Source organism: Pradoshia sp. Z5_111, from assembly GCF_058267535.1.
On sequence record NZ_JBZCPQ010000010.1, the window covers coordinates 1 to 13,300 of the forward strand.

The 13,300-nt window shown below is 38.7% G+C and carries 10 protein-coding genes; 3 read left to right on the forward strand and 7 right to left on the reverse strand.

Annotation, left to right across the window (positions count from 1 at the left end):
* Positions 1-370: 370 nt before the first annotated feature.
* The gene (locus AC4D4A_RS16320) at positions 371-1,252 is read right to left on the reverse strand and encodes a nucleotidyltransferase-like protein (RefSeq protein ID WP_490996859.1); all 882 of its coding nucleotides are present in this window, start codon (positions 1,250-1,252) and stop codon (positions 371-373) included.
* A 141-nt stretch (positions 1,253-1,393) separates the two neighbouring features.
* Here AC4D4A_RS16320 and AC4D4A_RS16325 point away from each other — a divergent pair, with 141 nt between their 5' ends.
* Positions 1,394-1,750 carry a YgzB family protein gene (locus tag AC4D4A_RS16325; protein WP_066107876.1) on the forward strand — a complete coding sequence of 119 codons (357 nt, stop codon included), beginning with the start codon at positions 1,394-1,396 and terminating at the stop codon, positions 1,748-1,750.
* A 57-nt stretch (positions 1,751-1,807) separates the two neighbouring features.
* On the opposite strand, the gene perR is transcribed toward AC4D4A_RS16325, so the two are convergent.
* The 6 genes from perR to AC4D4A_RS16355 all read right to left on the reverse strand — a co-directional run bounded on the left by perR (position 1,808) and on the right by AC4D4A_RS16355 (position 6,755).
* Positions 1,808-2,251, reverse strand: a complete 444-nt coding sequence (gene perR, locus AC4D4A_RS16330) for a peroxide-responsive transcriptional repressor PerR (protein ID WP_066107879.1) — start codon at positions 2,249-2,251, stop codon at positions 1,808-1,810.
* A gap of 127 nt (positions 2,252-2,378) precedes the next feature.
* Positions 2,379-2,930, reverse strand: a complete 552-nt coding sequence (locus AC4D4A_RS16335; RefSeq protein WP_490996860.1) for a cob(I)yrinic acid a,c-diamide adenosyltransferase — start codon at positions 2,928-2,930, stop codon at positions 2,379-2,381.
* A gap of 1 nt (position 2,931) precedes the next feature.
* A complete protein-coding gene (locus AC4D4A_RS16340) occupies positions 2,932-3,888 on the reverse strand; it encodes a D-2-hydroxyacid dehydrogenase (RefSeq protein WP_490996861.1) in 957 nt (318 codons plus the stop codon).
* Between the two features lie 683 nt (positions 3,889-4,571).
* Positions 4,572-5,681, reverse strand: a complete 1,110-nt coding sequence (locus tag AC4D4A_RS16345; RefSeq protein WP_490996862.1) for an aminopeptidase — start codon at positions 5,679-5,681, stop codon at positions 4,572-4,574.
* 119 nt (positions 5,682-5,800) lie between these two features.
* Positions 5,801-6,271, reverse strand: a complete 471-nt coding sequence (bcp, locus tag AC4D4A_RS16350; protein ID WP_490996863.1) for a thioredoxin-dependent thiol peroxidase — start codon at positions 6,269-6,271, stop codon at positions 5,801-5,803.
* 61 nt (positions 6,272-6,332) lie between these two features.
* Positions 6,333-6,755, reverse strand: a complete 423-nt coding sequence (locus AC4D4A_RS16355; RefSeq protein WP_490996864.1) for an ion channel — start codon at positions 6,753-6,755, stop codon at positions 6,333-6,335.
* 164 nt (positions 6,756-6,919) lie between these two features.
* On the opposite strand from AC4D4A_RS16355, the gene AC4D4A_RS16360 reads away from it, so the two are divergent.
* The gene (locus tag AC4D4A_RS16360) at positions 6,920-8,212 is read left to right on the forward strand and encodes a glutamate-1-semialdehyde 2,1-aminomutase (protein WP_490996865.1); all 1,293 of its coding nucleotides are present in this window, start codon (positions 6,920-6,922) and stop codon (positions 8,210-8,212) included.
* A gap of 327 nt (positions 8,213-8,539) precedes the next feature.
* Positions 8,540-13,018 carry a glutamate synthase-related protein gene (locus AC4D4A_RS16365; protein WP_490996866.1) on the forward strand — a complete coding sequence of 1,493 codons (4,479 nt, stop codon included), beginning with the start codon at positions 8,540-8,542 and terminating at the stop codon, positions 13,016-13,018.
* Positions 13,019-13,300: the final 282 nt, after the last annotated feature.

Genomic DNA, 13,300 nt, shown 5'->3' on the forward strand with positions numbered 1-13,300 from the left:
GCCAGGATCAAACTCTCCGAAAGATGTTTGATCTAGCTAAATTTTAAAGCAAATTGACGAGATTTTAAAAATCTCTTTTTTTAGACTTGCTTGGCGTTTCGTTTTGTTTAGTTTTCAAAGAACAATCTGTCGTGTTAGCGACTTTTACATTATATCAAGATAACTTTTCGTTGTCAAGCATTTCTTTTAATGTAATTTACTAACATTTAAAGCTCATTTGTAAAAGAGCGACTTTGTTATCTTATCATTGTTAAACTCGTAAGTCAACAACTTTTTTCATTTTTTCTTTGCCGTCTCGCTTCGTTTTGTTTACCTCAGCGGCGACGTTTATTAATATACCACCCTAAAATCATTTGGTCAATATAATTTTTTAAATTTCTTTATGAATTTTATAATACCTATGAAAAAGCTTTGCTCCCTTAGTGTTTTCCAATACAACATCAATATAACCACGATCAATCAAGTACTCTACTAATATCCTTAAGTCCTCTCCGTAATAGCATAACTCTTGATGTGCATACAGCTCATCAAAAGACCAGTACTCTTCTCCTCTTTCACCTATAATTTCTAATATATGCCCAGACCCTGATTCTGTTCTTGTATGAATAAAAAAGTCACTAACAAGGAAAAGAAGCTCTAGTCTTTGATTAAGACTTTCTTCGCTAAAAACCAGCTCTTCATATAATTTATAAATATCTGGACCAATTTGCTTCACCTGATTCCATACAGTTACTTCAGGGTGAAATCCTTTTTCGATGATTTCTAATCTTGCAAGGTGGTGGAGTGCATGGATTATTTGATTATACGCATCTAGAGAGTTCCCTTGATCAAACAATTCTTTACCTTCCATATAACTTCTAATTAAACGCGCAAACTCTATACCTTTTTTTACTTTCCTTCCATAGAAAGGGAATTCATTTAATTCTCTTTTTAATGAGGCAAGATAATCATTACGGTCAAAAACAATTTTCCCATTGTATATCCAATCAATAATTTTTTTATTGGATCCTAATAACCTCCACTCGTTTAACTTATCATCTGTTACGATGTGGAGTGCAGCTTTTTTATTTTCGTAAGCATAATGTTTAATAAAGACTGGTTGTTTATCCTTACTATCCGTAATGATTAATAAAATGTAATCAAATGTATCTGTAATTGAACTCTCAGGGGAGTTCTTCTCAATTAATAAAACTCCTTTTGTATCCGGGTTGCTGGCTCTTTCTTGATAAACGGGTCTTAGGATGTCCTCCATGTTCCATTCCTCCACAATTTAATTCGCTCTCCTTATCTATTCAACAATATTCGACAGACTCCTGCCACTATTTTAATATCTATTGTTATTAAATCATTTGGATATTATGGTATATTATAGAAGATAAAAGGGGGAAAAACGGTGGCAAAGTATTCAAGTAAGATAAATAAAATACGAACATTTGCACTCAGCTTAATTTTTATAGGCTTTATCATAATGTACGGAGGTATTTTCTTTAGAAACTCACCACTGGTTATGACTATTTTTATGGTACTCGGACTATTAGCTATTTTCGCAAGCATGGCCGTCTATTTCTGGATAGGTATGCTCTCCACAAAAGCTGTTCAAGTTGTTTGTCCAAATTGTAATAAATACACAAAAATATTAGGCAGAGTGGATATGTGTATGTACTGTAAAGAACCATTAACACTTGATAAAGACTTGGAAGGCAAAGAATTTAACGAGGATTACAATAAGAAAAAGTTAAAAAATAAATAAAAAGAAAAAGCTGGCGAACGTCCAGCTTTTTCTTTTTATTTAACTTCCCTATCTGGTTTAATGAACTTCTTTAGCAGAACATTCCGGACAATCACCATAAATCTCCATTCGGTGATGTGTTACTTTAAATCCTGCAACATGCGACGCAAGATGTTCCACTTCATCAAGACCTGGATAATGAAAATCAACTATTTTTCCGCACTTTTCACAAATTATATGATAGTGATCTGATGACACAAAATCAAATCGACTGGATGAGTCTCCGTACGTCAACTCTTTTACTAAGCCAACCTCTTTAAACACACGTAAATTATTATATACTGTCGCTACGCTCATATTAGGAAACTTGCCTTCCAACGCCTTATATATATCATCAGCTGTTGGATGCGCATGGGCAGTTATTATATACTCGAGTATGGCATGACGTTGCGGAGTCATGCGGACACCAGTTTGTTTCAAAGTATCTAACGCTTCTTTAAGTTGTGGTTGAGACACCGTCATGCACTCCTTTTTTATATTATTCTCACTTTATAATTGTTACAATAAGTTTACTTGATGATTGGTTGAGTTGTCAATATTTCCAACACCTCATTCAGATATATTATATCCAAGGTGTTGGAAACTTGTCTCAAGAATTATGTAAAGTTGGTTCCATTTTTCCTAATTTATAATTTACATATCTGGCAACAATAAACAACAGATCGGATAATCTATTCAAATATTTTATAACTAAAGGATTTACCTCTTCTCCGAGAGCAACTGAATTTCGTTCAGCTCTACGTATCACTGTTCTGGCCACATGAAAAGCTGCTCCAGCTGGGTGTCCACCTGGAAGTATAAAATTCTTAAATGGAGGTAATTCCTCATTAAGTTCATCAATATAGGCTTCCATTTCATTAATCGACTCTTCTTTTATAACCCATCCAACTTTTTTGCCGTATGGAGTAGCTAGTTCTGCACCAACGTGAAATAAATCAGTTTGTATTTTATGGAATTCCTCTAATAACTTATCTTTCCCTGAGAACTCTACATCATTTAAATAGCTTATCCCAAGTCCAATCATAGAATTCCCTTCATCACATGTTCCATACGCCTCTACACGTTGGTCAGTTTTGGATACACGTGTACCATAAACAAGAGAGGTTTGACCCTTATCTCCGGTTTTTGTATAAATTTTCATTCTAATACCCCTTTCCTACATCAATTTTATTCACATAGTTATCATCTTTATGATTAACAAACCGCTGAAAATTCTGCTCAAATATATCAAATGCACGTGGTAAGTACTTTTTTGAAACGCTAGAAATATGCGGTGTGATAGTCAAATTAGGATATAACCAGAGCTTATTATCTTCATTTAACGGTTCATTCGGAAAAACATCAAGCACCATATGGCCTATAACTTGATTTTCCAACACCTCATGTATCGTGTCTTCTTTCATTAAGTCTCCACGGCCTATATTGATAAACATAGCTATATTTTTCATCATTTCAAAATGTTTGTATTTTATGAGGCCCTTAGTTTCTGATGTACTGGGTAATACTGATATAATAAAATCTGCTTTCGGGAGAGTTTCCTCAATTTGAGACATTGTAATAATATCATCAAAATATGAACTGGTGGAAATCCCGCTGCGATTCATCCCAATCGTTTTCATTCGAAAGGCTTTTCCTAATCTAGCTATCTCTCCCCCAATTGCGCCAGTACCCAAAATAAGAAGATTTTTCCCATTCAGCTCACCAAAAGATAATCTCTTATCCCATATACGTTTATCTTTATTCTCTGCCATAATCGAGAATTGCTTCATATATGAAAGCATCATCCCCATGACGTACTCTGCCATCGGTATCGCATGAATCCCTCTCGCATTTGTAACCAGGATATTTCTTTCTCTAATTTTTTCAAAAGGCAATCTTTCAATCCCAGCTGACATTACACTGATCCATTTCAACCGTATTGCCTGGTCGATTGTTTCCTCATCCACATCTTCTCCATATGTTATGAGCACATCCATATCCTTAATAACCGAACCTGCATTTTTGATACCTTTACAAAAATGAAACTCATGCTCCTTGTATGACTCAATCAAACGTTTCCTAATCTCCCCCGGAGGATAAATTGCAGAAACAACCTTCATCCAAATACCCCCTTCATCCACACATCACTAATATGATAACATCTTTTACCAGTATAAAAAGCTGAAACGGCTTGCTCAGAAGTGAGGAGCATAAGACAAAGGTACGTAGGGGATGGTCCTTACCCGCAGTAGCTTTGCTTATGTCCTGAGCTTCTAGCCGTCGAAGCTAGATTACATAAAAAGCTGAGACGACTGCATTAAGGAACAAAGGCTAAATTCGCCACGTCCTGTGGCAACGCCTTTGTGACCAACATCCTGTTGGCCTCCGAAAAGCATAAGAGGAGACATGCAGGGAGCGTTCTTTCCTCCCGTAATGGCTCACTTATGTCTCGAGGAGCTAGGAGTCGAAGCTAGATTGAATAAAAAGCTGAAACGGCTTAGTTCAATGAACGAAGACTAAATTCGCCACGTCCTGTGGCAACGTCTTTGTGACCAACATCCTGTTGGCCTCCGAAAAGCATAAGAGGAGGCATGCAGGGAGGCGTTCTTTCCTCCCGTAATGGCTCACTTATTTCTCGAGCGTTTTAAGCTAGCTCACATAAAAGCAGAAACTAAATAAAAAAAACGGACAGCCAGTTCCGGCTGTCCTTCAAATAGTTGTATGAGGAGGTATTCCCTGATTCTATCTTATTCAAAACAGCTTGTTATGCTTGGTCTTTTGCCATAGATTTTAAAAACAATCATTATAAAAGTGATTCAGGATTTAATCCTTTTAACTCCGGTAGTACAAATAATCCATCCTTTCGAATCAATTGACCATCAAAATAGATTTCGCCTCCGCCAAATTCAGTTCGCTGGATAAGCACCATATCCCAGTGAATAGAAGATATATTTCCATTGTCGGCTGCTTTATAGGCTAATCCCGGTGTGAAATGCAGGCTTCCACAGATTTTCTCGTCGAATAAAATATCTCCCATTGGTTTTGTTATTAACGGATTTACGCCTAAGGCAAATTCTCCAATATAACGGGCACCTTCATCAATATCAAATATTTTATTGATTTTATCTGCTTGATCCGCTCTTGCATCAATTATTTTCCCATCTTTAAACGTCAAACTGACATCTCTGAAGGTAGTCCCTTGATAAGGACAAGGTGTATTATAGGTAATCGTTCCGTTTACACTGTTTTTAACGGGGGCTGTATACACTTCTCCATCTGGTATATTTCTTTCTCCGAAACACATCACTGCCGGAATTCCTTTAATTGAAAAGGAAAGATCTGTTCCCGGTGATATGATTCTGACCTGGTCTGTTTGCTCCATTAGAGATTTCAACGGCTCCATTGCCTTCTGCATTTTAGCATAATCAATTGTACATACATCAAGCAGGAAATCTTCAAATTGACTTGTGCTCATCCCTGCTTTTTGAGCAAGTGATTTAGTCGGATAGTTCAATAATACCCAACGGCAATTATTAATATAGTAATCAACGACTGGCTTCATTACTTCTCCACTCAGCTGAAATTTCTCTGATGGAATCTCAGCAAATTCCGCATCATTCTCTTCTCCAATCACAATGATGACAGCATCCATGTCTTCAAATTTTTTCAAATCCCAATTAGCCATGATTTCCAACTGTTCCCGGCTATACCCTTTTGCCATATATTTTTGAATCTCATCATCGAGCATTTGGACAAATGGGTATGCTCCTAGCTCATACGTTTGATTAACAAGTTCAATCAACAGCGGTTTCGTAATGTAGTGACCTTCTATCAACACTTTTTGCCCCGTCTCCAACCGGACAGAATGGGTTAGCAGTTGTCTTGCCAATTTTTTAATTCGTGGATCCTTCATACGTCATCTCCCCTGATCTCTTTATTAAACACCTACTATCAATATACATATATTTCCTTCCAAGAGCTGTTTATTTATAAAGAAAGCAGGCATTATTTTATGCCTGCTCACGATCTAAATTATGATAATTCATTTTTAATAAATGCCAAGGCATCTTCTACATGCCCTTTCACTCTCACCTTACGCCACTCTTTTACTACTATACCCTCTTTGTTAATAACGAATGTAGAACGTTCCGTACCCATATACTCATTTCCAAAATTCTTTTTTAATACCCATACTCCATACGCTTTTGACAATGTGTGATCTGGATCTGACAACAAAATAAAAGGAAGGTCATACTTCGTTTTAAATTTTTCATGCTTTTCAACCGGATCTGGACTAACGCCAACAATAATTGTCTCCAATTCTGCAAATGAGGTGTGATTTTCTTTGAAGTCACACGCTTCAGTCGTGCATCCCGGTGTCATATCTTTAGGATAAAAATAGAGAACTACATTTTTCCCCTTAAAATCAGCTAATGTAACCTCTTTGCCATTACTTGCCTGAAGCTTAAAATCCTGCGCCTTCTCACCAACTATACTACTCATAAAGCTCACTCCCCTGTTAGATAAAAATAGTTAAGAACAGCTCGTTCTATTATTACTATACCTAATTTCGGGTTGTTTTTGCATGTTCAAGGTCTATTGCAGTCCTTACGACAAAGGCTGCTGGTAATGCATATCCAATTAAAGCTTCCATTGAAGCAATCCATCTCCCAAATCCTATAGGAACCATATCTCCATACCCTACTGAGAGAAGAGTCATTGTACTGAAATAGAAGGAAGAGGCAAGCTTCGGAAACAAACCTCCCTCAACGGGTAAACCATTCAAATGAATAACCGGTCCAAATTTTATTTCGACCAATACGTATAGGATTCCGAAACCTATTAAAAAAGTGAAGTACACCGTGATGATCCAATAAAGATAATCGAGTGATATCCGTTCAGCCCGGGTTGGGTCTGTTGGCATCAATAATCCTTTTAAACTCATTAGCAACGTGATAACAACCGCAGCAAGGATAATATAAAACAAAGGTAACACCCCTTTTTATTACAACCGCATTTGTAATATATACGCTCATACAGGCATACCTATGATTGCTTGTACACGAATCTATTGCTAAGGTGACCATGTTGTACAAACAAAGAATTCCAGTGCTAAAATGAAGCAGTTACATACGAAGGAGGAGAAATAAAATGAACCACGCTCAATCTGAAAGTTTGCATGCTGAAGCTATGCAGCACATCGTCGGCGGTGTCAATTCACCATCCAGATCATACAAAGCCGTTGGAGGAGGATCTCCAGTAGCAATGGAAAGAGCAAAAGGCGCGTATTTTTGGGATGTTGACGGCAATCGATATATTGATTATCTTGCCGCTTATGGACCTATTATTACCGGGCATGCCCATCCGCATATTACTAAAGCAATTACAAAAGCAGCTGAAAACGGCGTTCTTTATGGAACACCTACTCCTTTTGAAGTTAAATTTGCCAAGATGCTTAAGGATGCCATCCCTTCCATGGACAAAGTACGGTTTACAAATTCCGGAACTGAATCAGTTATGACCACGATTCGCGTAGCAAGAGCGTATACAGGACGGGATAAAATAATTAAGTTCGCTGGCTGTTATCACGGACATTCCGATCTTGTTTTAGTCGCTGCAGGATCAGGCCCATCCACACTTGGAACTCCCGATTCTGCCGGTGTACCAAAAAGTATTGCTCAGGAAGTCATTACTGTGCCATTCAATGATATAGATGCCTATAAGGAAGCAATCAATAAATGGGGAAATGAAATTGCGGCCGTTTTAGTTGAACCAATTGTCGGTAATTTCGGGATTGTTGAACCAAACCCTGGTTTTCTGGAAGCAATTAATGACATTACTCATGCAGCAGGAGCACTTGTTATCTATGATGAAGTAATTACAGCCTTCCGTTTTATGTACGGTGGTGCACAAAACCTTCTTGGTGTTGAGCCTGATATGACAGCGCTCGGAAAAATCATCGGCGGCGGCTTACCGATTGGTGCTTACGGTGGCAAAAAAGAGATTATGGAAACAGTCGCACCCCTCGGTCCAGCCTATCAGGCAGGAACGATGGCCGGGAATCCCGCTTCCATGCTTGCTGGTATTGCTTGCCTTGAAGTATTAAAGGAAGAGGGAGTATATGAACGACTAGATTATCTTGGCGCGATGCTGGAACAAGGTATCCTTCAGGCAGCAGAGAACCATCATGTTTCTATTAAAGTAAATCGATTAAAAGGTGCATTAACGGTTTATTTTACTAATGCTAAGGAAGATGTCAGTAACTATGCTCAAGCTGAAGCTACGAATGGCGAAGTGTTCGGTCGATTCTTTAAGCTTATGCTTGAACAAGGGATTAACTTGGCCCCATCAAAATATGAAGCCTGGTTCTTAACGACAGCCCATACAGAAGAAGACATAGAAACTACCATTAAAGCTGTAAATCACGCCTTCAAATCATTATAAATACAAATCGTTGAATAATTATGCATAACATCAATTCTACTAATCACGGTAGAATTGATGTTTTAACGTTGTTGAAAGCGTTTACATTAAGATATTTTGATTTTAATAACCAGATAATGTTTATTTGCCAAAAAAACTTAAATGCATATTTAATTGATTTCTGAAAATTCTAATGATAATATAAATCATACTAGTATTGATTATTTATTACCCTCAAAACTGTATTTCCTTCCTCGTTCGTTTTTCCAAAGTAACCTAAAAAACCACAAGTTTAAAGCAGGAGGTGAACCGGCATCGAATAGGCGCAAGCTTATAGTTGCCCAACGTATGAACAAAAGATGGAATCCTAGTACGTTTATGAATTACCACGAATCGGAACATGATGCTTGCGGAATTATTGCATGTATCGAAAAGAAGAAAATACCTACCCGTGATAATATTTTTGCGTGTATTGATGCCCTGGTTACCATGAACCATCGGGCCGGTTTTATTAACGGTGAAGGCGATGGTGTCGGCATTCACATAGATATCCCCCGTCAATTATGGAAAGAGAAGCTAAAGAACTCTGGTGCTGATACAGACCTTGCAGACCATAACCATTTTGTAGTGGGCCACTTTTTTATTAAACGTGAGGCTGAGAAACAACAAACTATTGAGGAAATAATCAAACTGGCAAACGAAAAAGACTTAAAAGAAATTTATGTATCTGATGAAGCTTATTCCACCGATGCATTGGGACCAATAGCATTACAGGAAAACCCTGTATTTCTTCAAGTTGCTTTTATAGCAAAAGAGGATTTAAATCAAACTGACCTTTCATCTCTGTTATTTGATCTAACAATTTCAATTGAAAAAAATGATCACATCCACGTATCTTCGCTTAGCCAATATCATGCCATCTACAAAGTGATGGGAGCTGGCGATATTCTACCTAAGTATTATCCAGACCTTGCAAGTCCACTCGTCGCATCTACGATGACACTTGGACATAACCGCTATTGTACTAATACACTATCCAGCTTTTTTCGCGTACAACCATTTAGCGTCCTTGGACATAATGGTGAAATCAATACAATCGCCAAATTACGCGATGAAGCGCAAATGGTCGGTGTTCCATTAGTAAACGGCGGCAGTGACTCCCAGGATTTAAGCCGTACATTGGAAACATTCATCTACCGTGAGGGATATTCTCTATTTGAAGCACTTGATATTGTCTTCCCTCCAATCATTAATGAAATAAAGGAATATCCCAATCACCTTCAGGATCTATATACGTATTTGCATGAAAGCTGGGGCCATTTCGCTCAAGGTCCGGCAGGAATCATTTCCCGCCACGGCAATGAAGCTGCTTTCTCTGTAGATGCACTTGGTCTACGTCCTTTATGGATGATGGAAACTTCAACCTCTTATTTGTTTGGCTCTGAACCAGGTGTTATTTCACCAACAGAATATGTAGCCAATCCTAAACCAATTGGTCCAGGAGAAAAGGTCGGATTAAAGTGGAATGGCGATTCAATAGAACTATATGAATATATCACTTATCAAGAAGAAGTATTCAAAAGATTTAACAAGAGACTTAACTTTACAGAATCTCGTAATCGCTTAAATCCTCCTGATGTAAAAGAGCATACTTTTGCACAGGAAGAGGACAAAATCCAAAACGGGCAATATAAAGCTTTCGGATGGGAACGTGACCATATTCAACTAATTGAACAAATGGCTGAAAAAGGTGCAGAACCAATCCGTTCACTTGGTCACGATGCTCCACTGGCAGCACTCAATCCTGAGCGTAAGAATATTGCAGACTTTATTAAGGAAAGTGTTGCAGTTGTTACAAATCCTGCAATAGATCGCGACCGAGAGATGGAACATTTTTCGACCCGTACCATTATCGGTAAACGCCCTTCTCTGTTTACAGATGAAAAATCTGTAAACACAGTGATTGAGCTATTAACGCCTCTATTAGCTGAAGGAAAAGCTGGACAGACTTGTGCACAGTTTGCAAAACAACCTTCTTATGAACAAATTCACCAATTATTTATGGATACAGAAGAATTGAAAACGATATCCATGACATTCACGGAGGGTGAAACGATTAAGGAAGCTCTGGATCGTATCAGTAAAGAGGCTCTTACCTTTGTTACTGACGGCTGTGGATTACTTTGCCTAGATGATGAACTAGCCCATCACGCTGAGCATTTATGGTTGGATCCTGCCCTTGTAGTCGCAGCAGTCGATAGAGCATTAGTAAAAGCAGAAAAACGAAGAGACTGTTCCATTTTAGTTCGCTCTGCTGCCATTCGTAACTTGCATGACATTGTGGTGATTTACGGATTAGGAGCTAATTTGATTAATCCATATTATATGTTCCGTACCGTATCAGATGAGCAGTCGAAACCAGTAATTAATTTATATAACTCTTTATCTAAAGGATTAGAAAAGGTCATTTCAACACTTGGAATTCATGAACTTCGCGGATATGGACGACTATTCTCTTCGATTGGACTACAGGAAGAAATAGCAGACATCCTTCAAATCGTGAACTTCTTTGGATCCAATCAATTAATCTATAATTTTGATAAATTGAAGGAAGATGCAAAACAGCGTGCTATTGATTTTGCCAATGAAAAAGAACGTGTTGGGAAGACCTTTCATCTATTCCCGCGAATCTGGAAAGCAATTGGTGAGGTGGCTTCAACTGGTGATTATCAGGCCTTTGGAGAAAAAATCTCTGAACAGGAAGAACAAAATCCCACAACTATTCGCCATTTAACAGATTTCAAGAAAACCGAACAAAAAGTTGATCCAGAAACAGTGAATATTGGTGTTGGCGATCACAGTCTACCATTTGTAATTGCATCAATGTCGTTCGGCTCACAAAATGAAACAGCCTTTCGCGCATATGCAGAAGGTGCCGATCGCCTTAATATGATTAGCATGAATGGTGAAGGCGGAGAAATTAAAGATATGCTTGGTAAATACCCGCGAACTCGCGGTCAGCAAATTGCCTCCGGTCGTTTTGGTGTAAATGCGGAATTGCTGAATTCCTCTAATTTACTTGAAATCAAAATCGGACAAGGCGCTAAACCGGGTGAAGGCGGTCATCTTCCTGGATCCAAAGTAACATCAAAAATTGCCGAAGCACGTAATGCAACGATTGGATCCGATTTAATATCACCTTCAAACAACCATGATATTTATTCTATTGAAGATTTATCTCAAATGATCCATGAATTAAAAACAGCCAATGATCAGGCAAGGGTGGCTGTAAAAGTACCTGTTGTTCCAAATATCGGGACAATTGCTGTCGGGATAGCAAAAGCTGGAGCTGATATTATCACGCTAAGTGGATTTGATGGCGGTACTGGAGCCGCTCGTATCCATGCGCTTCAAAACGTTGGATTACCAGTGGAAATTGGCGTTAAAGCTGCTCATAATGCCTTGCTTGAAGCCGGTCTAAGACAGGATGTTGAGCTTTGGGCTGACGGTGGCCTCAAAAGTGCAAAGGATGTATTGAAGGTCATGCTTCTTGGAGCAAACCGTGTAGGCTTTGGAACCCTCTCTATGATTGCTATTGGCTGTACAACATGTCGAGGCTGCCACCTGGATACATGCCACGTAGGGATTGCTACTCAAATTGATTCTGAAGTGGAAGCAAAGGAACATGGCTTAAGGAGATTTGTTCCAAGACAATTTGATTTAGCCGTCCAGGGGATCATAAACCTATTCAGTGCTTTTGGCAATGAATTAAAAACACTTGCGGCTGAACTTGGAATCACAAATCTTCAGGAAGCTGTCGGGCGTTCCGATTTATTAGTACAAACAAAAGGAAAAGAAATGCTGGATTTAAAATACTTACTTAAAACAATTGAGCTTGGCCAGATTACACATCTCGAAGCCGCTGCTACAAAGGACGAATTAATCGTCCAAATGGCTGCAGTTGGTGCAGAATATCTGGATGCAAGTGTAAATGATCTGCTTCAATCCAGACAATTTAAAAATATCAATTCTATTCAGCGTGTACTTGGAAGCCGTGTTTCCTGCCACCGGGTAAGAGGCAGATTAGATGGTTCCTATGTCAAAATGGATCCTGTTAATCTAACTTATAAAGGTTCCATACCTGGAAATGGGCTTGGTGCATACAATACAGAAGGCATTACAATTACTGTTGATGGCGGTTCACAGGATGGCACCGGCAAAACCTCGTTTGGAGGAACAATTGCAATTCTTAAAGGAATCGGCAAGGATGATAAATTCTATAATGGTTCCGTCGGAAAAGGCTTTGGATACGGAGCACAAAAAGGTCTATTAATTGCCCAGGGTGATGCTGATGCGCGTGCAGGTATCCGACTGTCTGGTGCTGACATGATTGTCGGAGGTTCTTTAAAACGAGATATCCCTGAACAAGAACACGGAAACATTGGCGTTTATTCAAATATTAAAGGCTTTGCCTTCGAATATATGACAAACGGTCGAGGACTTGTCCTTGGAGACCCAGGTCCATGGATTTGCGCAGGAATGACAGGTGGTGTCATTTATCAACGTCATTTGCCTGAACGAGGCCTTACAAAAGATGCGATCCAACGCAGAATTGCAAAAGGAGCCCTCGTCTCTGTTGAAAAATTAAATGAAACAGGTATAAACGATGTAACAGAACTACTTACACGCTATACATCTATTCTTAAAGAAAATGGTCAACAGGCAGAAGCGGACGAACTGGCCCAATTGCTAGGCAACCCAAGCCAGCACTTCCTCCAAATCGTCCCAGTCAAAACCCAAGCTGATCCATCAGTTTCAACGGAGTAAAGCTGAGCCGACTGGTGGTCAGTTATGGACCATATATCAATTTATATTAGGATGATACATTATTTTCCGAACCCTCAAGAGGCCGTTTCGCTTTATTAAAGCGGCGGCCTCTTTTTATTTTCTTAACTTTCTGTTGCGCCGTTCTCAATCCCTTTTATACTTTATGAACACATAAAACCTTTCATTAAAAAATCTATGAATCCCCTTCTCGCCATATGGCGTATACCTGATGAATCTTGAAAAAATTGTATTCAATGCATGCCTTTTAGTCTAAAGGGGAAA